18 protein-coding genes are annotated in these 23655 nt (G+C 40.0%); 10 read left to right on the plus strand and 8 right to left on the minus strand.

All coding sequences use genetic code 11. From position 1 onward, the window contains the following. Nucleotides 1-29: 29 nt before the first annotated feature. The 3 genes from RMY16_RS05780 to RMY16_RS05790 form a co-directional block, all read right to left on the minus strand. The gene (locus tag RMY16_RS05780) at nt 30-6605 is read right to left on the minus strand and encodes a non-ribosomal peptide synthetase (protein ID WP_322735553.1); all 6576 of its coding nucleotides are present in this window, start codon (nt 6603-6605) and stop codon (nt 30-32) included. Nucleotides 6606-6864: 259 nt separating this feature from the next. Next, a complete protein-coding gene (locus RMY16_RS05785; protein WP_322735554.1) occupies nt 6865-7725 on the minus strand; it encodes an aspartyl/asparaginyl beta-hydroxylase domain-containing protein in 861 nt (286 codons plus the stop codon). Between the two features lie 224 nt (nt 7726-7949). Beyond that, a complete protein-coding gene (locus RMY16_RS05790; RefSeq protein WP_322735555.1) occupies nt 7950-8180 on the minus strand; it encodes a hypothetical protein in 231 nt (76 codons plus the stop codon). A gap of 1074 nt (nt 8181-9254) precedes the next feature. Here RMY16_RS05790 and RMY16_RS05795 point away from each other — a divergent pair. The 4 genes from RMY16_RS05795 (at nt 9255) to RMY16_RS05810 (ending at nt 14291) form a co-directional block, all read left to right on the plus strand. After that, on the plus strand, nt 9255-9482 hold the full coding sequence (locus RMY16_RS05795; RefSeq protein ID WP_322735556.1) for an MbtH family protein: 228 nt from the start codon (nt 9255-9257) through the stop codon (nt 9480-9482). Nucleotides 9483-10483: 1001 nt separating this feature from the next. Continuing rightward, nucleotides 10484-11305 (plus strand): ABC transporter ATP-binding protein, encoded by an 822-nt coding sequence (locus tag RMY16_RS05800; protein ID WP_416211648.1) that lies wholly within the window; start codon nt 10484-10486, stop codon nt 11303-11305. A gap of 395 nt (nt 11306-11700) precedes the next feature. Further along, nucleotides 11701-12549, plus strand: coding sequence for an alpha/beta hydrolase (locus RMY16_RS05805; RefSeq protein ID WP_322735557.1), 849 nt, complete (start codon nt 11701-11703; stop codon nt 12547-12549). A 284-nt stretch (nt 12550-12833) separates the two neighbouring features. Then, nucleotides 12834-14291 (plus strand): alpha-amylase, encoded by a 1458-nt coding sequence (locus RMY16_RS05810; RefSeq protein WP_322735558.1) that lies wholly within the window; start codon nt 12834-12836, stop codon nt 14289-14291. 19 nt (nt 14292-14310) lie between these two features. Here RMY16_RS05810 and RMY16_RS05815 read toward each other — a convergent pair whose 3' ends face one another. Further along, a complete protein-coding gene (locus tag RMY16_RS05815; protein ID WP_322735559.1) occupies nt 14311-14526 on the minus strand; it encodes a hypothetical protein in 216 nt (71 codons plus the stop codon). Between the two features lie 258 nt (nt 14527-14784). On the opposite strand from RMY16_RS05815, the gene RMY16_RS05820 reads away from it, so the two are divergent. Then, nucleotides 14785-14943, plus strand: a complete 159-nt coding sequence (locus RMY16_RS05820; protein WP_322735560.1) for a hypothetical protein — start codon at nt 14785-14787, stop codon at nt 14941-14943. 183 nt (nt 14944-15126) lie between these two features. Here the strand turns inward: RMY16_RS05820 and RMY16_RS05825 are convergent, their stop codons facing one another. Together RMY16_RS05825 and RMY16_RS05830 are read right to left on the minus strand one after the other, a co-directional pair. Continuing rightward, the gene (locus tag RMY16_RS05825; RefSeq protein ID WP_322735561.1) at nt 15127-16524 is read right to left on the minus strand and encodes an ATP-binding protein; all 1398 of its coding nucleotides are present in this window, start codon (nt 16522-16524) and stop codon (nt 15127-15129) included. A gap of 214 nt (nt 16525-16738) precedes the next feature. Beyond that, the gene (locus RMY16_RS05830; protein WP_322735562.1) at nt 16739-17755 is read right to left on the minus strand and encodes an iron ABC transporter permease; all 1017 of its coding nucleotides are present in this window, start codon (nt 17753-17755) and stop codon (nt 16739-16741) included. A 108-nt stretch (nt 17756-17863) separates the two neighbouring features. On the opposite strand from RMY16_RS05830, the gene RMY16_RS05835 reads away from it, so the two are divergent. After that, nucleotides 17864-18064 (plus strand): hypothetical protein, encoded by a 201-nt coding sequence (locus RMY16_RS05835; protein WP_322735563.1) that lies wholly within the window; start codon nt 17864-17866, stop codon nt 18062-18064. A gap of 68 nt (nt 18065-18132) precedes the next feature. On the opposite strand, the gene RMY16_RS05840 is transcribed toward RMY16_RS05835, so the two are convergent. Beyond that, nucleotides 18133-18756, minus strand: a complete 624-nt coding sequence (locus RMY16_RS05840) for a 4Fe-4S single cluster domain-containing protein (protein ID WP_322735564.1) — start codon at nt 18754-18756, stop codon at nt 18133-18135. Nucleotides 18757-19118: 362 nt separating this feature from the next. On the opposite strand from RMY16_RS05840, the gene RMY16_RS05845 reads away from it, so the two are divergent. The 4 genes from RMY16_RS05845 (at nt 19119) to RMY16_RS05860 (ending at nt 21581) form a co-directional block, all read left to right on the plus strand. Continuing rightward, nucleotides 19119-19454, plus strand: a complete 336-nt coding sequence (locus tag RMY16_RS05845; RefSeq protein ID WP_322735565.1) for a hypothetical protein — start codon at nt 19119-19121, stop codon at nt 19452-19454. A gap of 98 nt (nt 19455-19552) precedes the next feature. Next, a complete protein-coding gene (locus RMY16_RS05850) occupies nt 19553-20035 on the plus strand; it encodes a glycosyltransferase (RefSeq protein ID WP_322735566.1) in 483 nt (160 codons plus the stop codon). 43 nt (nt 20036-20078) lie between these two features. After that, nucleotides 20079-20249 carry a hypothetical protein gene (locus tag RMY16_RS05855; protein WP_322735567.1) on the plus strand — a complete coding sequence of 57 codons (171 nt, stop codon included), beginning with the start codon at nt 20079-20081 and terminating at the stop codon, nt 20247-20249. A gap of 144 nt (nt 20250-20393) precedes the next feature. Then, nucleotides 20394-21581, plus strand: coding sequence for a glycosyltransferase family protein (locus tag RMY16_RS05860; RefSeq protein WP_322735568.1), 1188 nt, complete (start codon nt 20394-20396; stop codon nt 21579-21581). Nucleotides 21582-22071: 490 nt separating this feature from the next. Here the strand turns inward: RMY16_RS05860 and RMY16_RS05865 are convergent, their stop codons facing one another. Continuing rightward, nucleotides 22072-23316 carry a peptidase gene (locus tag RMY16_RS05865; protein WP_322735569.1) on the minus strand — a complete coding sequence of 415 codons (1245 nt, stop codon included), beginning with the start codon at nt 23314-23316 and terminating at the stop codon, nt 22072-22074. Nucleotides 23317-23655: the final 339 nt, after the last annotated feature.

Here is a 23655-nt window from a genome sequence, read left to right on the forward strand (position 1 = left end):
GAGCAAACGGCTAGCCGCTACAACTCTACTTATTTGCGTGGATTACGAGTTTGCTTTTGTCTGTTGAGAGCCAATTTCTGTTTTTCAGAACGGTTATGAATCTCTTTAAAGGAATGTTGTTCTTGCTGTTCTTGACTCAGATGTTTAGCTAACAAACTAATACTAGGATATTGAAACATTTCTACTACTGAGATATCACGTTGTAATTTTTCTCGTAGTTGCGCGTTGACCTGAGAGATCAGCAAAGAATGACCGCCCAAATCAAAAAAGTTATCGTTAATACTAACTTTCTCGATACCGAGTACTGTTTGCCACGTATTAGCAATTGTCTGCTGTAGCTCTGTTTTGGGAGCAACATAAAGCTGGTTTTGGGTAGAGTAACTTTCTGGCAAGGGTAAGGCGCGACGATTGACTTTGCCATTGGGGGTTAAAGGGAGTGCGTCTAAGAATATAAAAGCCGTTGGCACCATGTATTCAGGTAATTTTTCTCTGAGGAAATCTCGGAGTTGAGGTACTCGTTCACGTGCTAAACTTCCTTGCCAAGGAGTATTAGCGTAATCTTGCCAAGGACGAGACAAAGGAGGCACAGCAGCAGGTAAACAGAAACACCGAGCAGGATTGGGTGTAGAGCGTTTAAAGATCACGTCATAGCGATCGCCTGCACCATTACCTGACCAAGTAATTTGGACTAAGTAAGGAAAGTCTTTTTCTAATGCCCAGAATACTTCCGGTTCTACCCCTTGATCTTCAAAGGAGCTTAAAACCTGCTTCATCTCACCGACAGTTTCTGGCGTTTCACTATTTTTCAACCACTGTACGAGCTGAATATCTGCGATCGCACGGGCATTCGGCACACCGCTAAGACCTAAAAATTGGGGTGCAGTTTCTTCGAGCATTTGGCGGACATAACAGAGGCTTACCTCTTGTTTGTTCCAATCCAGCCAGGGGATCTCCATCGTCGGAACTGCTTTATCGTCCAGATGGAGAACGACATCGTAACGGAATTTGGTTAATTCATTTTGGCAAGAACCACGCTCTAGCAATATATCAACATGACTAATTTTAGGTAGATGCTGTTTGAGAGCAGTAAAGAAAGCAGGATCAATAACTAATTGTTTTTCCTCAAACAACTGTTTCTGCACGCGCTGTTGTAATGTTTCTCTCGAAAGAGTATCTGCTGCCCGATAAAGTTGAACTGAGGCATGGAATGCTTCTAATAAGGGCAGACTGCGAACATCTCCTAGAAAAATGAAGCCACCTGGTTCTACAACATTGACTGCCTTTTCCAGAACCTGGAGCAAATAGTCAATGCTTGGGAAGTACTGAGCCACAGAGACAATTAACACCGCATCAAAGCTATTCTCTGGCACATCTTCAAAATCTAAAGCGCTTCTCTGGCTGAGTGTAACTCCTGCTAATGGCTGCTCTAAAGTATCCAACTGCTGTTGGAGAATTTGCAGGGCATTTTCTGAGGGATCTGTTGCCCAGTACTGCTGGCAATGAGGGGCAATGTTCAAAAGCATTAGGCCGCTACCCCCACAACCTATTTCTAAAACCCGGTTGGGTTGCAAAGCTAAAATGCGCCCGATGGTTTGCTCCATCCATTCGCGCACTTCTTCGTCTGCGATCGATGCCCCTGTGTAGCTACTTTCCCAACCTTTGATATAGAAGCCGGAGTTTTGAGTGGCATCAAACTTTTTGTAGAGGCTATCAAAGACCGTTTGCCACTGCAAGGTTTGCTGAGTGTCTAACGTTTCTACCGTTTCCAGTTGATACTGTCCGACAACATAAGCAATCAAGCGCTGATGATCTAAGTCGTCATTGTGAGCAACGACCACCGCTTCTTGAACGCCTGGGTGTTGATTGAGTAAAGCTTCTATTTCGCCTAATTCAATCCGGAAACCCCGAATTTTAACTTGATGATCGATGCGTCCGAGAAATTCCAGGTTGCCATCAGGAAGGTAGCGAACTAAGTCGCCTGTCTGATAAAGACGCTCACCAGGTTTTGAACTGTAAGGGTTAGGAATAAACTTTGCTGCTGTTAAGTCTGATCGCTTGAAGTAGCCCCTAGCAACACCGACACCTCCAATGTACAATTCGCCAGGAGTGCCTACAGGGACGAGTTGTAGATCAGGATCGAGGACGTAAGTTTGGACTTGGGGAATAGCTTTGCCAATCGGCACTTCGTCCGCTGTCGATACTGATAAGTCACACAGTGTAGCTACAATTGTTGTTTCTGTAGGCCCGTAAGTGTTGACAAGGCGTACTCGTTGACCAACCTGCTGCTGCCAAGTAGTGAGGTGTTTTCTATTGGCTCTTTCGCCACCAATGATCGCTAATCGCAGAGAATCGGGAAGTACCAAATTGGCTGTTGCTAATTCAGCTGTAACTTGATGCCAAAAGGCGGTAGGCAAATCTAGGACTGTTATCCCCCAATCACGACAATGCTGTAAAAATTGAGGCGTCGAACTTAACATCTCATCTGTACGCAGTATAAGAGTAGCACCGCAGATCAGACAGGGAAAGATTTCTTCCGCAGCAGCATCAAAGCTGATGGAAGCAAATTGCAGCACTCTATCGCTTGCTTCTAGTCCGTATTCTAAACAGGCAATTTCGGCATAACTCGCCAAAGAGCGATGCTGAATAGTCACGCCCTTGGGAGTTCCTGTGGAGCCAGAAGTGTAAATAATATAGACAAGGTTTTCTGGTTGGGTCTGATTAATAAGATTTTCCTGACTTTCTTCGGCTATAACGCTCTTGTTTGTATCAAGGCACACGACTTGTGAATCAAGTGCAGGTAGAGTAGCTACCAGTGATTGCTGGGTAAGAAGGACTGACACCTGAGAATCTCTTAAGATCAGAGCGAGGCGTTCTTTTGGATAAGCAGGATCTAGAGGTACATAGGCTCCTCCGGCTTTGAGAATCGCCAAGAGTCCGATCGCCATTTCTAAAGAGCGCTGTATACAGATACCAACTAGCACCTCTGGCCCAACTCCTAGCGATCGCAGATGATGTGCTACTTGATTAGCACGTTGGTTCAATTCTCTGTAAGTTAAATGCTGGTTTTGAAATACCACCGCGATCGCATCTGGTGTCCGCTCTACTTGTGCCTCAAACAGTTGATGAATGAATTGTTCGGAGGAATTTGGAATTGGAGATTGATTCCTACTAAGTTGTAGTAACTCCTGACAATCTGCCGCGCTCAATAGTGGTAAGTCAGATAGCCGAGCTTGAGAATTAGCAACAATGCCTGAGAGCAAATTCTGGAAATGCCTCAGCATTCGGTTGATGGTGGCAGTATCAAATAGGTCAGTATTGTAATAGAAGGATGCCGCCACTTCTTGCTCTGTAATTTCAATAGACAAGCTCAAATCAAACTGCGCTGTTTCTGTTTCTATTTTTAACAAGCTCAAAGCCAAACCAGGCATTTCTGGTAACTGCGAGTAATCTTGGACATTGAACATCACTTGAAACAGCGGTGTCCGACTTGTATCCCGCTCTGGTTGCACTGCTTCTACCAGTTGGTCAAAGGGCAAATCCTGGTGTGTGTAAGCCCCTAAAGCTACCTTTTTTACGCGCGTCAGCAACTCATCAAAAGTCGGGTTGCCGCTCATATCTGTACGTAGCACTAAGGTATTGACAAAAAAGCCAATTAACCCTTTAACTTCATCACGATTACGGTTGGCGACGGGTGTTCCGACAGCAATATCATCTTGTCCGGTATAACGATAAAGAAAAGTCTGAAATGCTGCTAATAGCAACATGAATACAGTTACACCTTCTTGACGAGCGATCGCCTTCAGTTGCTTAATGACTGCTTCGGACAACTCGATAGATTGTTGAGCGCCGTGTGAAGTTTGCACCGTCGGTCGTGGCCGGTCAGTAGGTAATTTTAATGCCACTGGTATACCCTCAAGTTGTTGCTTCCAATAAGAGAGTTGACTTTGCAGGATTTCCCCTTGTAGCCATTGCCGCTGCCAATGTGCAAAGTCTTTGTATTGGATCGAGATTTCTGTTAAAGGTGAAGTATTTCTGGTTAAAAATGCTTTGTAAAGTAATCCAATCTCTTGTAAAAAGACTTCAGTAGACCAGCCATCAGAGATGATGTGGTGCATCTCTAGCAAAAGAATATGCTCTTGCTGTGCTAGGCGCAAAAGTTTAGCACGTAACAATGGCCCTTGGGTTAGCTCAAAAGGTCGTTGACTTTCTTGAGTCAAGAATTGTTGGACTGTGACATCACTCTGTGATTCTATATTTATTACTGATAAAGATAATTTTAGGGAAGAAGCAATAATTTGTACTGGCTGTCCATTGACTGTTGTAAATGTGGTTCTTAAAGTCTCATGCCGCCGGATAATTTCATTTAGGCTTCGTTCTAGTAGAGTAACCTCAAGCTCACCTTGGAGATTCACAGCTAAGGAAATATTGTAAGCTGGATTGCCTGGTTCTAATCGGTCAAGGAACCATAATCGCTGCTGGGCAAAAGATAGGGGATATACTTCGGCTGGCTGAACTTGGCTAAGAGACTTTGAGGGGATGAAAGCTTCTTTTGTCATTTGAGCCAGTATTTTGGTGATGAGCGATCGCGTACTCATCCCTTCAAAAAAGTCTGCTACGGATACTTCTACTTCTAAATCAACCTCAATCCGGTTTTTCAACTCAAATACTTTTAAGGAATCAAGTCCCAGAGTGCTTAATGCTTCTTGTGGATTAATATCATCTGTTGCAATTGAAAGTACTCCCGCCAAAAGTTCAATCAGATATGATTCTAGAATCGGTTGACATTCTCTTGGGGAAAGCGCCAAAAGTTCAGAACGCTGTAATTGAGTTTCCTTTCTGGCAATAATATCACTAATCTTGAGAATGTCACTTTCAATTACACTCAGTTCGCCATTTTCAAACTGAGTACGAGTTGCACGACGTTGAATCTTACCGCTAGAAGTTTTGGGTATACTACCTGGTTTAATTAAAACCACAGCATAAACTTGTACTTCATGTTCTTGGGCGATCGCTTGCCGAATTGCACTAGCTACTTCTGCTAAATTTGGCTTGGCGCGAAACTCTAATTCTTGTACAACTACTAGCCTTTCTTCGTTGTTAATCTCTACTGTAAATGCTGCATTAGCACCGAAACGTAAGGATGGATGGCTGCGTTCTGCGCTTAATTCGATATCTTGCGGGTAAAGATTACGACCGCGAATAATAATTAAATCTTTTGCCCTACCTGTAATGAAAAGCTCATCATTGTCCAAAAAGCCTAAGTCACTAGTCCGTAAAAACGGCCCTTCTTTTGTGTCTTTCAGATAGGCATGGAATGTTTGCTCTGTTTCTTGTGTTCGATTCCAATAACCCTTACCAACACTCAGTCCAGATATCCAGATTTCGCCAACTTCATCTGATGAACAACGTGTTAATGTTTCAGGATTAACAATAACAATCTGCTGTTGAGGAATAGTTTCACCACAACTGACAAAGCTTTGAATATCTTGACTTTGGCTAGTTTTTTCAACTATCTGGTTCTGTGAAAGTGCAGATTTGTCTACAGTTTTTACTTGAGCTAAAGCTGTTTTGATCCCGCCAGAAACTATTAAAGTTGCTTCCGCCATACCATAACAAGGATAGAATGCTTCTGCACGAAAGCCACACTCAGCAAAGGTAGTTGCAAACTGCTCAAGAGTATCTCGTCGGACTGGTTCGGCACCGTTAAACGCAACACTCCAACTACTTAAGTCAAGAGTTTCTTTTTGCTCTTGAGTAATCCTTTGAACACATAGTTCATAAGCAAAGTTGGGACCACCACTGGTAGTGCCTTTGTAGTGAGATATAGCCTGTAACCAGCGATAAGGTCGTTGTAAAAAAGATGCTGGCGACATTAAGATGCAAGGAAAACCACCGTATAAAGGTTGTAAAATCCCGCCAATCAACCCCATATCATGGTAAACAGGCAGCCAGGATACAAACTTACTGCTGGGTGAATGTTCCATCAGTTGGTAGGTTACGGCGGCATTGTGCAGCAGATTGCCATGACTAAGCATGACTCCCTTTGGTGTCCCTGTAGAACCCGATGTGTATTGTAGAAAGGCTAGGGTATCGGCATTTATTGCAGGTTGTTGCCAAGAATCTTCTATACCCTGTGCGATGTTGTCTGTTGTCAGCCAGTGAAAATTTCCCTGTTTTGTTAGGAGTGTGAGTATTGATTGTAATGTGGGGAGCATTGCTGTTGTGGTGAGAGCAATACTTGCCTGTGCATCTATGCTAATAGCCTGTATTCTGGGCGTTTTACGTTGATTGGAAGGCGGATAAGCTGGAATCGCCACTACCCCAGCATATAGACAACCAAAAAATGCGATTAGATAATCCAATCCAGGAGGATACAGTAATATGGCACGTTCTCCACTCAAACCAAGAGCTTGGAGTTGAGCTGCTACAGCCCGACTACGCCGATCCAATTCATGGTAAGTCAGTGTTAATTCCTGAGTTTCTCCATCTTCAAGGAAAGTAAAAGCTTGTGTGCCGGGTATATTGCAGCTGCGATCGCGCAGAATATCAACGATAGTCGCACATTGAGAGGGAATTTCGGGGAATTTATTGAGAATTTGATTCATTATTACGCTTTAGTTAATCAGATGCAGGCAAATAGTGGCAAAATTAATCTCACACTCACTCCTGGCTGAACAATCGTTTAAGTCAGCTGTGGGTATCTTAGTTTCAAAATCCACTTAATACAGCAAAGCTTAAACACACATACCTTTTTCCTGCTCAAGGTGATGTCTTTACAGAATTATTTAATTCAATTGGTTGGAAAAACTCTTAAACAGACCTAAATTGCTCTAGAGAAGATAGGGCGAAATTAGGAAGTCAAAGTTATAATAACTTATAAACAAACTCATATAAAAAATTTTCCAACTTTGACAATTCTGGGTGACGTAAATGCACTAACAGAACTACTCGTTCTTTCTGACTTTTATTCCAGGCTTCATGCTCAAAACTCTGGTCAAAAAATAAAGTTTTTCCTTCAGTCCAACTCCGCGTTTCACTTCCAACTCTAATTCCACAATTTTCTGGAATTATTAATCCCAACTGACAGGTAATATAAGTATTTGAAGTATCATGGTGTGGAGGTAAGACAACTCCTGGTTTTAAAACAAGAAAGTAAACATCTTCAAAAGGATCTATAAAGGATTTCAACTTAGACAAAATATTTACAGTTTTTGGAAATAAATATTTAGCTTCTTGAGTAAATTTACCATCTAACCACAATCTAAATAGTGACCAGTCATCTTTTTTGTGAGATGGAGGTAGCTCAATGTCAGTTAAATGCTGATACATTGAAGCATCACTTGGATCAATGACTGGAGTGAAATTATTTTTATTATGGATATTCATTAATAACTCACTTTTTATATCTTTAGCACCTTCTTCAAGTGTATTTGTCACTATTGTGAAAACTTCGTAATCATCAGGCTCATACCAAGGTTTAGAAGGAAGGCCAAGATATAAAAACAATGTTGGTTTTTGTTGTTGATTAGAATCATTAATATTTGTCAGACCCAAATAAAATTTTAGAGACCTTTCAAATCTCTGAACATTACCTTTAGGAAACAAAAAAATTAATAATTTAAGGAGCAAAAAAAATATTTTTATCTTTATATTATCCGAATCAGGCAATATTTTCTCATTGTGGAAAGATTCCTTATATTCTTGATTTTCTTGCAAATTAGTCATTTTTATTTTCCTCCATTACGACTTTGCTTTTATCTAGTGATAAAAACATTTTATTTTTTTGAAAAATTAAGGATTATCCTTAACCATGTTTTACGACTGCGAACGCTTAACTTGTGAAAAATGCGCATAAATTCCGTATTTTGACTTTTAATGCTACTGAAATTAGTAAACAAATGCTTGAGTATCGTTTAAGATACTCCTCAAGATGAATGGAAAATTCTGTTTTAATACTGCACGAGAATAGTAGTTTTACGTTCAATTAAATTGGCAAGAGAATTTATTGTGCAGAAGTTTTCCAATTCATCGGAAGTCAGTGTTAATTCCTGAGTTTCTCTATCTTCAAGGAGAGTCAAAGCTTGTTTATGCAGTATATTACAGCTGCGATCGCGCAGAATATCCAGGATAGTCGCACATTGAGAGGGAATTTCTGGGAATTTATTGACAATTTGATTCATTATTATGCCTTAGTTAATCAGATACAGGCAAACAATAGTAGCAAAATTAATCCACACTTCCTCCTGGCTGAACAAGGGTTGGAGTCAGTTGTGTAGGTATCTTAGTTTAAAAATCCGCCTAAATAGAGCAAACCTTAAACATACATACCTTTTTCTGACTCAAAGTACTGCCTTTACAGGATTATTTAATTTTATTGGGAAACTCTTGAATAGACCTGAATGTTGCTTTAGGTAAGACAGGGCGAAATTAGTAAGTCAGCCATGCAAGCTTCTGTATTGCTAGTTATTTTCATTTAGACTTTCTTACATTACTAGGGATTGTGGCTTTTGGCAATCCTGTATTAATAGCGAATAATTATCAATATTGAAAATATGTGCCGTTTGAGACTATTACTAAATATTCTATATCTTTTGATAGATGTCAACGCATGGAAAAAGCCCATCACTTTCAACAACCTGATTTTAGCTGACGATGAAATTCCGTAGTCTAAAGATAGTCTAACTAATGGCTCAGTTGTTAATTGGGAGCGTGCGCTCGCCTGACGACAACGCTCAATAGTGGGATCTACCGCAAACGCTCACCTATTTAGCGCCAAAGAGCCACCTCTACGGCTCTAGCGATTCAGAAGCATCAGAACACTCTGCAAATAAAGATACTGCTCAACAAAAAAATCTAGCTTCAGTAACAATTACCGTTACTGCTGTTGAAGTCCAAGAGTTAAGTCAAGAGAGTAGCTTGATTTGTTACCCAATTAATGATAATCTTTATTATTAAATAAATTCAGTAGTTCAAAAAGTTTCCAAAAGTCTTACTAGTCCTTTACTTGAGATGAAAAATACAATTCTCTAAAAGCAGCTTATAGTCTAACTTTTGGATTAACCTTGTTATGCGCATATTGCAGGTGCTTTGCGCCATAGCAACCACTGATGATTGCCAGTTTCCCAAACATCGGCACAAACCCGGATTCTTCTTTAGTTTCTAATACCAAAATTATGCATACTTTGACTTAAGTAATATTCCTAACTAGTGGTGCAACACCAAAGCATAGCTAATTAAATAGCAGGAGATAAATTATGTACCAAGACAACAAAGAAGACACAGCAATTTACAAAGTTGTAGTCAATCATGAAGAACAGTATTCCATTTGTCCTGCTGACCGAGAAAACGCACTCGGCTGGAAAGATGCTGGCAAAAGTGGTTTGAAACAAGAATGTCTAGATTACATCAAAGAAGTTTGGACTGATATGAGACCACTTAGTCTTCGCAAGAAAATGGAAGAAGCTGCTGGAGGTAAATCATAACGTATCGGCTCAATAAGTCGGGGTAGTCAAAATAAGTATAAGCGGCTACCAAGACTAACCCAAGAGATTAATAAAAGCTCTAAGCTATGCACTATAAGCACTACAACTGTTAAGGCTCTGGGACAATGCAAGGTGGAATGTATCAATTAAATACTCTAAAATTTTGCTCAAGTTAATGATTTTTTCTCACAAGTTAGAAATCCGGGTAAAGAGACTTTATAAAAGCTCCAACAAAAACCTTTGTGTCGACAACTTAAAGCGGTTTAACAAAATCAAGTTTATTTTTTAGACAGGTTGCGCTGGGATGAAATTGATATCTTATTAATCAATACAATAATTGATGACTTATTTGAATACCTAGTTAACACTCCTTAAATCATTTTATTCTTGGGAAGCATCCTATATATTTTGAATCATTAGGTAAGTTAAGATCAAGCAATTTGGCAAAACAGCAAGCAGTATTTAAGAAAGTATTAGCAATTTTTAAAACCACATTCCAGACTTGGATTAGTAGGTGAAAATCATCAAGTTTTGATTCCAATAGCTGGAATCACAGGAGCAATAATTGTGGTTTCATCTAATTTTTTCGGCAGAATTATTTTTGCTCCTATCTAAATTACTTGCGGAATTTTTACTGCTGTGATTGCTGCTCCATATTTTATTTATTAATTAAAAATTGAAAAATTAAGACCTAATTCAGTATACTTAATATTCAGTAGGTAGAGAAAAAATCTAGTTTAGGTGTAGCATTAATAAAAGCAAATAGTGTGATATTATATCATGTCCGGGAAATTAGTGATGATTCCCATAGTACTTGCACCCTATGCGTCAGTTGCTCATGCCATGACCTCGCTGGCTCCCCTTAATCTCCTATCTACCTGCGGGAAGGGGAAACAAAGTGCTGATTTAGCGGGGTGGGGTTCTTTTGGTTTAATTAAGTAATTAAGCGGATATGATATTACATACTTACAAAATTATCAAAGATTATCTTAAGTTGAATTATGTCAATATCATTATTGCACGATAATATGCATTCCCAAATGTCAGCAAAAAATTTGACTTTGGGTTATGATAATATAAATATTATTAAGCATTTAGATTTAGATATACCACCAGGAAAAATAACTGCTTTAGTTGGTGCAAATGGTTGTGGAAAATCAACTTTATTACGGGGTTTAGCAAGATTATTAAAACCTCGTGTTGGCACAATTTATTTAGATACAACAGATGTATTTAAGCTATCAACAAAAGATGTTGCTAAAAAGTTAGGAATTCTTACCCAAGGGCCAGTTGCACCAGAAGGATTAACCGTTCGAGATTTGGTAGCTTGTGGAAGGTTTCCTTATCAAAGCTGGTTGCAGCAGTGGACAAAAGAAGATGAAAGATTAGTAGAACTAGCGTTAGAAATTACTGGGATTAAATACCTGGCAGAACGTGAGTTAGATACTCTTTCGGGCGGACAGCGACAACGTGCTTGGATTGCAATGGCATTAGCTCAAGATACGGATATTTTATTGTTAGATGAACCAACTACTTTTTTAGATTTGGCGCACCAAATAGAAGTTTTAGATTTATTGTATGATTTGAACCAAAACCAGCGACGAACGATTGTGATGGTGTTACATGATTTGAATCACGCCTGTCGTTATGCTGATTATTTGGTAGCGGTGAAAGAAGGTGAAGTTTTTGCTGTTGGCGAACCTAATTTGGTGATCACTGAGAAGATGGTAAGGGAGGTGTTTGGATTGGAATGTCGGATTATCCCAGACCCAGTTTCAGGTACACCGATGTGTATACCAGTGGGAAGAAAGGGGAGAAAATAGAAATAAATAAAAACATTTCTTCCTTCTGGTCTTGCAGAGTAGGGAATAAGTTTTTTTACTAGCAGTGATGAAAAAACATCTTGCAAATATGCAATGCTCTCTTCTGAAATTAAATTGCTATATTTATTGCAGATATCTAATACAGTGGAGAGCGATCGCCTTTATCTAGATTGTGAATAGATCCAAAATATTACAGCAGTTTTCAAGTAATTGACTACACCACTCCCTAGTCCCCGTCTTAGTTGACTGGTGTCAGTAAATTACTCAGTTGCTTCATTCCAGATACTCATTTGTGACAAAAGCATAAAGTTTGATGAAGTTGTATTAGTTGTAGTTATAAAACATTAGAAATTGGGAAACCTGGAAATAAAGTTTTACCCGATAAATAAAAACTAATGGATAAACAGCAAATTATAAAACTGCTAATTGGTGATTTGACTTGGCAACGGCTGGTTAAATCTTTAATCTTTATCTATCTATTTTTTGCTGCATTTGTATATTTTCGGGCAGATAGCATGATTTTTCTGTCTCAACCTTCTAGCTATCGGGATGACCCAACAATTCTGAAGTTAAGGAGTGGGGAAAATACAAGTATCTCAGCTACATATTTGTTGAACAATCAAGCTAAATATACTATTCTTTATTCTCATGGTAATTCCGAAGATTTAGGAGATATCAAACAGATCCTAGAAAAATTATACGCATGGGGTTTTAGTGTCTTTGCTTTTGATTATCGCGGTTATGGTACAAGTCAAGGAAAAGCGACAGAAAGTCATGCATACGAAGACATCAATAGCGCTTACAATTATTTGACACACAATTTAAAAATTCCATCTGAAAAAATTATAGTTTTAGGGCGTTCGGTTGGCGGTGGTTCTGCGGTAAATTTAGCAATGCAGAAACCAGTAGCTGGTTTAATTATTGAAAGTTCGTTTATTTCCGCTTTTCAAGTAGTAGTACCTTTTCGGATTTTACCTTTTGATAAGTTTCCCAATCTGAAGAATATCAAAAAAGTCAAATGTCCGATATTGGTGATTCATGGAAAAGCAGATAACATAATTCCTTTTACTCATGGAGAAAAGTTGTTTAATGCTGCAAAATCTCCAAAACTTTATTTGTGGGTTGAAGAGGCAAATCATAACGATTTATTCTCGATAGCTGAAGAAAAGTATCGTCAAACTTTGCAGGAGTTTACTAACCTTGTCAAGGCAAATCAGCAATTATCCCGTCCCAGTAATTCGTAATTGCTCAGAGCTACCTCTGTGCGAACAGTAGTACTACACGCGATAACCTCCGATATCACCAGCTAGCAAAGGAGGAGGTCAAATCGGCTTTTCTAAGAATTTGCTCAAATAGTGAATCCTGGCGGTTTAGGTTTAACACCTTTGCCATTTGTCCTTTGTGAAGTCGTCATTGAAACCTAAATAAATTCGGATGAAGTTATGATGTGTGACAAAAGTAACATATCCTAGCATCAGAGATTTCTGACCGAAATCTGTAAAATCAAAGATTCTACAAAGGCGATCGCATGACTAATGGCGTAATAATGCAGTATTACCATTGGTACATCTCCAATGATGGTACGTTATGGGACAAGCTGGATAAAACAGCCAATGAGCTAGCTGATTCAGGCTTCACTGCCTTATGGCTGCCGCCAGCTTATAAGGGCAGTGGTGGAACATGGGATGTTGGATACGCAGTCTATGATTTGTTTGATCTAGGTGAGTTCGATCAAAAAAATACTGTTCGGACAAAATATGGAACACGCGAGCAATACTTGAGAGCTATCAAAACGGCACAACGTGCAGGTATTCAAATCTATGCCGATGTGGTTTTCAACCACAAAGATGGTGGGGATGAAATAGAACGCATCTCGGCCCAAGAAATGGATTGGAATGACCGCAACCGCCCAGTCAGCGATTGGTACGAAATTGGAGCTTATACAAAGTTCAATTTTTCTGGACGTGGAGATAAATACTCCAGTATGAAATGGTATTGGTGGTGCTTTGATTCATTATCATATAACGCAGATACCAAAAATGCAGACAAGCTCTACCGCCTTAAAGATAAATATTTTGAGACGGAAGTTAGCCACGAACACGGCAACTACGATTATTTAATGGCCAACGACCTGGATACAGGTAATAACCTCGTGCGGGGTGAGTTGATGTATTGGGGACGTTGGTTTGTTGACACCACAGGTGTAGATGGCTTTCGCATTGACGCTGTTAAACATATCCGCTCTACTTTTTTCCGTGATTGGTTAAATCACCTGCGAGTTCATTTTGGTGGGCGGGAACTGTTTAGCGTTGGCGAGTACTGGTCTCAAGATATCAATGCCTTACACGCTTATATTGCCTCTAGTGATGGGGGTTTGTCGTTATTTGATGTGCCTCTACATTTCAAATTTCACCAAGCTAGTCGCCAGGGTAGTAATTTCGATTTGCGATCGATTTTTGATAGAACCTTAGTAAAAGAACAACCTGCTCTAGCTGTTACCTTTGTCGAAAACCATGATACCCAACCTTGTCAATCCCTAGAGTCGCCTGTTGAACCTTGGTTTAAGCCCTTAGCCTATGCACTAATCTTATTGCGCCGCGAAGGCTATCCTTGTGTTTTCTATGCAGATTATTACGGGGCACAATATCAAGATAAAGGACGCGATACTACCCTTTACTCCCACCGTTTTTTGATTGACAAGTTCTTGAAGGCGCGTAGAGAATACGGTTTTGGCGACCAGCATGATTATTTTGACCATCCCAATACTATCGGTTGGACGCGCTTGGGTAATAGGGAACATCCGGGTGCAATGGCTGTAGTGCTGACCAATAGCTCACCAGGGAACAAGTGGATGAATGTGTTCCGACCCAATCAGGCATTTTACGATGCCACGGGACATATAAACGATATCATTTACACCAATAACGACGGATGGGGAAATTTCCCATGTCCTGGTGGTTCAATATCGGTCTGGCTGCAAAAATAGTTTGAGTAGAAAACTAAGGTTAAAGAGGTAGATGGTAAGGAATTTTTCCCCTATCTACTTCTTTGACAATAGCATTCAACATAGAAGGCAGCAAAATTTTCAACAGGATTACGGAATGGCGATGACATAGCTTGAAGTCATAATCATCAGAACGCAAACTGGCTGCGTTCACTAAATTTTTTGCTTGACTAACTCCAAGCAAAAAATCTGAAACCAGCCAAATAATTAAAGCCATTAAGGAGATAAATTAAGATGAGCGAGAATAATAAACCACAACCTCCTAAAACAATAAAAAAACCCGCTAAGACTGAATTAATTAACTCGGAACAACAGCCTAAAACACAAAAATTATCAGATATTAATTGAGCAGGAGTAATCCCTAATTAATCCATGCATAAATTTCTGCGAGGAAATTAGAAGGTTGTCATGAAATAACTCAAGGCAACTTTTCTCAATTTATTTGGTAGCTGAATATAAATTTTAGCTTAAACTTATGATGCAAACCTCAAAAAAAATAGTCATTCAAGATATCTATCTTCAAGAGAGCGAACTGACAGGCACTGAAGCTCAATCTATTAATGGTGGTTCACCGACTTTACCACTGCCACCACCTAGTAATGGTAGATTTTTGTTATTTTCTTTTGATTGGTAGCACTTAATCCCCAACCCTTACCTCCAAAAAGCTCTTCTACCCCAATATTTTCTTTATAACTACAAAACGAATTCTAGTGTAGGAGCTAATAAGAAACTAGAAGTCTGACGAAAATATTCATTTGCTGCTAGATTTTGGGAACCAGTGGTTCCTATTTCATTTTTAATCCCATTGCTTATTGATTCATTGATTTGATAAGGGTAGGCAAATGGTGAAACAAGTTCTGCCTGACTGCGACTCAAATGAAAGCATACCGTGATGGCGATTTTCTACAATCCGGCGAACGGCTTCTAAACCAAGTCCTGAACCATGCCCCACTGATTTGGTGGTGAAGAAAGGTTCAAAAATGCGGGTTTTAATTTCAGGTGGAATTCCACTGCCAGAATCGATGATGTCAATATGGGCATAGCGATCGCAATGATGTGTTGTAATTTCTAGCAATCCCTTACCATCCATTGCATCAATGGCGTTGTCAATTAAGTTTGTCCACACCTGATTCAGTTCGCTGCCATAGGCGAGGATTTTTGGAAGACTTCGATCATAATTGCGTTGCACTTGGACACCGCACTTAAGTTTATGAGCAAACAATCGCAAGGTATCTTCCAAGCCTTGATGTATATCTACTTCTTGCTGAGTGCCTTGATCGAGGTAAGAATAAGACTTCATCGCTTGCACAAGTTCGGAAATCCTCTCAGATCCTCGCAAACCATGTTTAATCATCGACATGACTTCAAAGGAAAGCGCTAGCCAGTGCAATCCCATTTCTCGCAATTCTGTGGCGTCGTTGCGCCAACGTTCCATGAGTTGTTCTAGGGTTTCAACCTCAACACCACCCTCCGCTAAAGGTTCTGCTAATTTCCAGGCTTGGTTTACACCATAGTCTTCTAACCATTCCAGCAATATGTCTTCGCGATCGCTTAGTGTTACCGGATCTAGGCGATTCTTCAAAATCGCATCATAGCCTTGATCGCGTACTCTCAACCAGTGCTGAGTATGGGCTTCGTCAACATTGCGTTGCCCATAAACTAAGTTCATTCGTTGTAACTCTAAGATGGCGGCTGGCATTTCTCCTAAAGTCCGAACCAGGGCTGCGGCTGGGTTGTTGAGTTCATGAGCTAGACCGGCGGCAAGTGTTCCTAAAGCTGCCATCTTTTCCCGCCCACGAATGAAAGACTCTAGCCCCCGGACACGACGTTGCATAATTCGGAAGACCATCCGCTCAAAATCACGACACTCATGCAGCAGTTTGCGGAAGTCTTCTCCCTTCATTTCATAGAGGTGGCAATTTGAAAATGCCCGCATTGTCACAGGTGCAGGTTCATCTGTGAGTACTGGAATTTCACCAAAAAAGGATGGGGCTTCGTGCTGCCCGATGGGGATTTCCGCTCCTTCACTGCGGCGGGTCATGTTAATTTTACCTTTGACTAAGATAAATAAGCGACATACAGGGTCTCCCTCATGGGACAACACTTCTCCGGGGGAAAGTTCAACTGTTTGAGCGCGATCGCAAACCCACTGCAATCGCTCTTCCGGTAGCTGTTGAAATGGGTCTAAGTTGATTAATTCCTCAACACACAACATCAATTAACCTCCTTGAGAGGGCAGGGGGCAGGGGGGCATGGGAGCAGGGGAGCAGGGGAGCAGGGGGGATAAGAAACTAAGGTTATAGATCTATCTGGGTTTCTCTATGGAGAATTTTGGCTTAAATAGTTGAAGAAGGCTTTGTATGAGTTTATCAGAATGCGCAAAAAACCCGATCCGTATATACGGTGGGGATGAATGGCGGTCTGGTTGCTCAAAATTTATTAAAACCAGCAGAACGACGATAAAGTAACCAGATAAACAGGGGTGAACCCAGCAAGGCAGTGACGGAACCTACTGGTAGTTCTACTGCTCCTAGTCTAGAGAGTAAATCTGCAAAAGTGAGTAACCATGCACCGGCAAGGGCGGAAAGTGGTAAAACAAAACGATGATCTGTACCAACAAGGAGGCGGACACCGTGAGGGACAACAAGCCCAACAAATCCAACCAAGCCACTGATGCTGACTGCACTTGCGGCTAATAGAGTGGCGACACCACCAATTAACAGGCGCGATCGCGTCAACGAAAGCCCTAAACTCACAGCTAAATCATCTCCCAAAGCCAGTATGTTTAGCGATCGCGCCAGCAAGCATCCCCCAATCAATGCAACAATAATGTAAGGGCCAGTCGTAGCAATTTCTTGCCAACCCCGTCCATTAAGACTACCAACAAGGAAACTGAGCGCAACTTGAATTTGCCCATCTTCAGCTAAAAGCAGCAATGTACTTTGTACAGCACCAAATAAAGAACTTACCGCTACTCCGCCTAAAATCAACCGCTCAACAGAAATTCCCGAACCTGAACGACCGAGTAAAATAACGATCGCGGCAGTTAAAATTGCTCCTATCCATGCTGCTAAAGGAATTGCGATCGGGAATATTTGGCACACAATCATCAGAATTACAAGTAGTCCCGCACCTGCTGAAATACCCAAAATAAATGGATCGGCGAGACTATTACGTAACATTCCTTGCAGCAACGCTCCTGACATTCCCAAAGCTGCGCCGACAATAATCGCAGCAGTAATGCGTGGGAGACGTAAATCCCAAAGAATTGTCTGTTTAACCGGATCGCCTTTGTGGAGAATGGCTTGCCAAAATTCCGACATATTTAAAGGTACTGCTCCTTGAGAAAGCGACAGCGCTAGCGTTACCACCAGTGCTGTACCAAAAAGTAAAACAGCCCAAAATACGCGGTGTTCAGTAAAAATTTTCTGAAATGGTCTAGTCAAATTTATGATATGTATTTTTTTTTAATATAATCTGTCCCAAACAAAGCTGCACTTTAAAGATAGCTTCTCGATAAGGGAAGAGAAATCTAAAAATTTGACCCTCAGAAGATGGAAGTTGACCCTCGGAAGCTCAATGTTGACCCTCGGAAGCTCAATGTTGACCCTCGGAAGCTCAATGTTGACCCTCAGAAGCTCAATGTTGACCCTCAGAAGGTGAAAGTTGACCCTCAGAAGGTGAAAGTTGACCCTCAGAAGGTGAACTTTGACCCTCAGAAGCTCAACGTTGACCCTCAAAAGCTCAATTTTTAAGTTTTAACTCCCTTTTCTTTCCCTGCTCCTCTGCTCCTCTGCTCCCCTGCTCCCCTGCTCCCCTGCCCTTACGTTAGTTCTAGTCCACCTTGATAGCCAGTGACAATGCGACCACCATCTTTGAGGATGTGGATTTCTATCTGGTCGCTAGCCCAAGTAATCTGGTCTTGGAAAGCTGGGTTTAACACCCGAACCCGTTGATTGCTAGAAGAGACTGGAGAATTTGGAGAATTAATTGCCAGAGATTGTAAAAAAGGCCCGTCAATCAAAATATCGAGTTGTTCTAACAATGCTTGGGAACCTGGCGGTGCAGATTGGGACTGTAACTGCTTAAGAGTGAACCCAGAAAAAGACATGACATTTAAACCAGCAGCTTTTACCTTCCGGGCTAAAGACGCTAGTGCCGTTGCTTGCCAAAAGGGTTCTCCTCCAGAAAATGTTACACCCGTGTTGCGGGGATTGCTGAGAATATTTTCGGCAAGAGCATCAACAGCAATCAATTGGTTAGGTTCAAAAGACCAGGAGTTAGTATTAAAGCAGCCAGGACACTCACGCAGACAACCTTGTACCCAGACGACTGCACGACAACCAGGGCCATTAACTTCTGATTGATCGACGTAACCCATAATATTGAGATAGCCTGGGGGAATTTCTATGAGTGCTAGCGATGGGTCAGTTGGCTTAATTTCCATCTCTTTAACTCCTTTTAGCCGTTAACTATTAAATATAGCGAATCTCCACTTATATAATCGTGACAATAGTTATATAACTAGGATTTAATTGATAAGCAATCTCTCAAAAATTTTTGGCGTTTTGGAAAAGTCCGCTTTAACTTACTAGACTGAATCTTGTAGGATTTTTATCAAATTTATGACACAATTGCTACAAACATAAGAATGAGAATTTTCTCATCAAAGTTTCATAAAAGACTCATATAACTTTGGGAAGCTACTTAAGTTAATATGGCATCCATTCACTGAATAACTTAGAGACATTTAACTATGAGACTGATGGTATATTCCACAATGGCTTCGGTCTTGGTAATATTCGCAGAATGCTGGCAATCTGCACTCACTTACTTGATTCGATTCCAAAACTTTCTATTTTAGTTGTTCCTGGTTCGCCGATGCTGCACAACTTTCGTCTCCCGAAAAGACGAGATTATATTAAATTACCCTGCTTAAATCGGGACTCATCAGGTGAAATGCCTGTCAAGTATCTAGAGACAGGAATTAATGAAACAGTGAAATTACGCTTAGAGTTAATTTTATCTGCGATCGCTAATTTTAAACCTGATATATTTCTAGTAGATAAAAAGCCTTACAATATCCGTAATGAATTAAAAGCAGCTATCGAATATCTCAAAAAAACTTACCGGAAACTTCTTTAATTCTCTTGCTACGCGACATTTTGGATCATCCAGATGTGACAATCCCAGAATGGCAAAAGCATAGTTACTACGAAGCAATATAAAAATTTTACGAGCGCGTGCTTGTTGTTGGTAATCCCGAAATTTTCGACATTCGCCAAGAATATCAACTACCGCCAAGGGTTGCCCAGAAGGTACAGTTTTGTAGCTACATCCGCAAACAACTAGGGCGTAAAAGTCAAAATTTCATCCGTAGTAAGTTGCGATTAAATCCAGAAAAACAACTCATTTTAGTTACGCTGGGTGGTGGGGAAGATGGTTACAGGTTAATTGACACATATTTATCGAGTTTGGTATTGTTACCAGCGTCCCATAAATTACGAAGTTTAATTATATGTAGCCCAGAAATGCCCCTAGAACACCAAGCTGCGCTGAAACTGAAAGCTGCTGTATATCCCCAAGTGCAGATAGACGAATTTACCGATGATTTAATGAGTTACATCGCCGTCGCAGATGCCGTAGTCGCAATGAGTGGCTACAATACAACTTGGGAGATTCTCTCAGTGGGTAAGCAAGCCAGCAGTAGTAGTACCAAGAATTAAGCCATAACGAGAACAGTGCATTCGTGCAGAACATTTAGCAAATTTGGGGGTTTTAGCAGCGATTCATCCAAATGATCTGATTCCAGATATATTACTGCGATCGCTGTTACAACAACTCCAAACTCCGCAGGTTTCCCAACCGACAATTAATCTCAATGGTTTGCCCAAAATTAGCCAATACATCTCTACCTTACTAGCAAAAAAAAGAGTGTGATTCCATTTTGCTATAACTCAGCTGTACAATTACCGGAATTAGCGATGATTGTCAAAATTGTTTAAGTAAAAAGTAATAAAAATATTTATTTTATCTTTCGTTTGCCTTATTCCAACCATCCAAACTGACAGAGGTAAAATTTTCATGAAACGTATTATGTTTTACTGCCAACATATTTTAGGTATGGGGCATCTGGTTCGCAGCCGCGAAATTGTCCGAGGTTTAACCAAAGACTTCCAAATTTGTTTTATTAATGGTGGTGAAATAATTCAAGGATTTGAAATTCCTGCTGGTGTGGAAGTTATCAATCTGCCTGCAATTAAAACTGACCCAGAATTTGCTGAACTACAAGTAGTAGATGATGCCCTAAGCCTTAATGAAGCCAAAGAAATCAGAAAAAATCGACTTCTGGAAATCTTTCAGCAATTCCAGCCTGATATTTTGATCGTTGAGTTATTTCCTTTTGGAAGAAGACGTTTTTCTTTTGAATTAATTCCATTATTAGAATTAGCCAAATCAAATAAAGGATTGACTAAAATAGTTTCTAGCTTGCGAGATATTGTAGTTGTTAAACCTGAAAAACAAGTAAAACACGAAGAAAAAGTATGTAACTTAATTAACAAATATTTCGATATACTGTTGGTTCACAGCGACCCAGAATTAGTCCCACTAGAAGCAACGTTTTCGAGAGTCAATGACCTTAAATGTCAAGTAGATTACACCGGATATGTAGTGCAAGAGCCACCAACAAACCCTGTTTTAACTGATGAAGATCGGGAAATTATTAAATCAGACAAACCCCTGATTTTAGCCAGTGTAGGAGGTGGTAGGTTTGGTCATGAGTTGCTTGAATGTGTAGTTAATACAGCTCCTTTTTTAGAGAAAGTATTGCCACATCATATTCAGGTTTTTACTGGGCCATTCATCCCCAATTCAAAGTTTAAGGAATTGCAAGAAATGGCAAAATTTAGTAAAAACATCTATGTTCGACGCTATACTCCTTACTTGCTAAATTACATGAAAAAAGCAGACCTTTCGATAAATATGTCTGGCTATAACACCATAATGAATATTTTAACCACAGGTGTACGAGCGATGATTCTTCCCTTTACAGGTAATCAGGATCGAGAACAAACAATAAGAGCCGAAAAGTTAAGCAAGTTAGGAGTTGTAAAATTTATAAATCATAATTATTTGCAACCTGATTACCTGGCTATTAATATTATTAATTATCTCAAAGAGCAGCCTAATAAAATTAGCTTTGATTCTGGGGGAGTTGAAAAAACTGCAAACATTTTAAAAGCTTTAGCAGTCAAGCAAAAAATTGCCTAGTTTAAAAGAAAGTGCCAAGGCGCAAAAACTAGCAGCTGGTTTAGAACTAAGTTTGCTGTTGCGACTTTATGACCCATTAGAAGGGCCAAAAATGCACTACCTTTGTAGTTTCTCATAATCTTAGAGCCGTTGAACAAGTTGATTTAATTCTCTACATCGAAGACGGACAGATTTTAGAACAAGGTACGCATAAAGAATTACTGGACTTAAGTGGACGTTACAGTGCAGTGTATGCCTTGAAATCTGCGAGAACTTCCTATGAGAATGATGTATATGCAGTTGAAATTTAATGAGAAGGGAGCAAATATACCAGGTAATTAGCAATCGCGGCTACACAAACGTACCCCATTGGGGAACCCAGAGGGTAGGCCGCCTACGCGGACTCGAAGAATTTGAAACCCACGCAGGTGGGTTTTGTTTGTATAGCGACGAATTCCATTCGCTAGGACAGACTCTTACAATAGTCTCGACACCAGAATTGGTAATTACTTCAGAAAATAGTCAATCTATATTTACCGCGTTCCTGTGGATTTTTGGAAGTAATAACTATATAGTATGTATCATCTTCAGGCAATCTAGCTCGGTCAATTAAAGCACTGTAAACACCACTTTTGTCTTTGTCTTTATCGATCGCGATCGTCTGTCCTTGAGAATTTAGCAAAGCTACATAAGGAGAAAACTCTTCATCAACGCTATCAACACGAATACTTATCAGCTGATTTTTTCTACCTTGAAAATTAGAAACATTGTAAGCGCCTCCATTTTGTTTCAGGGTTGAACTTTTGGCAGTTAGTTGGTCTGATTCATCTAAAGTATAGCTAGCTCTATCATTCCTGAGAGCCAAACTATAGCGCCCTGTATCTCCAGGATCTTGACTAGTAACAGCAATCTTATAAATGCCATTCTTAGGCAGTCGCGCAAAAATGAATGCATCATCGCCACCACTGCTTTTATCCAAAGCACCTTTTTTGACAATAATATTGTTATCAGGATCGTGCAGAAACAACAAGGGTTTTAAACTCAAGTTATTCGATCTACGTGTATCATTACTGCCAATCAATCTAATTTGAACTAATTGATTTTCTCTGCCCTCAAACTCATAGAAATGAAAATATCTACCTTCAGATTGAAAGTCACCTTTACTCAGAATACCTAATGCAACATCTACAAAGTTAATCTCTTTGTAAGTTGGTGTTACAGGTGAATAAATCGCTGAATTATCGAGATTTTGGTTCCTAGTTGTAGCTACATTATAACTTGGCTTGCGAACTCTCCCAGAGCCACCATTAGAACGATTGGCGTTTGAGTTAGCAATTCTAGCTCTAGACGATCTAGATGCAGAGCTACCACCATTGGAACGATTAGAATTTGAGTTAGAAGTCCTACGTCTAGATGCTCTAGGAGCAGAGCTATTATCTGAAACCCTGGAAGTTCTTCGCTGAGAACTTTCTCTATGAGACGATGCACGAGGAGTCTGCTGTATTGGTGACTCAATAGAAATCATCCGTCTTGGAGATATTGGTGCCTGAGAAGCAGGAATTTGCTCAATTCCTTTTTTTACTGCTTCTGGTTGTCTCTCATCTGGTGATTTAGCAATTATGAAATCTTGAGAACTGTGAGATTTAACCAAAGCACTTATAGGCAGCACATTACTTGTAATTAACAAACTACTACTCATGCAACCAATTAAAATATGACTTAATTTGCGACGATAGTTTGTGTTATCTAATAGCATAATTACGCTCCTAATTTTGCTGATAATTTTGTCTCTTCCTGAAAGACAAAATTAATACTAGTTGCTGTTTTAACCGCAGCAGTGATTTAAATTGAAAGGGGAATTTAGCGTATATACCTTAGCGGCTTGCTAAAGGCATGGCCTGTAATCAAATGAATTCGTATATCCTACATACCCAAATGTTTGTCACAATCAAATCAGAAAAATTATATTTTCAATTTAGACTACTAGAGGAAATCTCAATCTCGTAGGTATATACTGAGCTACAAACTTAAATTGTTGCTTTTCGGAATTTTGCCCAGATATTTTTGTAAACCTGACTAAATTGCTCACACAGAT

The sequence above is a fragment of the Nostoc sp. DedQUE12b genome, assembly GCF_034530835.1.
In the GTDB taxonomy this organism is placed as follows: Bacteria; Cyanobacteriota; Cyanobacteriia; order Cyanobacteriales; family Nostocaceae; genus Nostoc.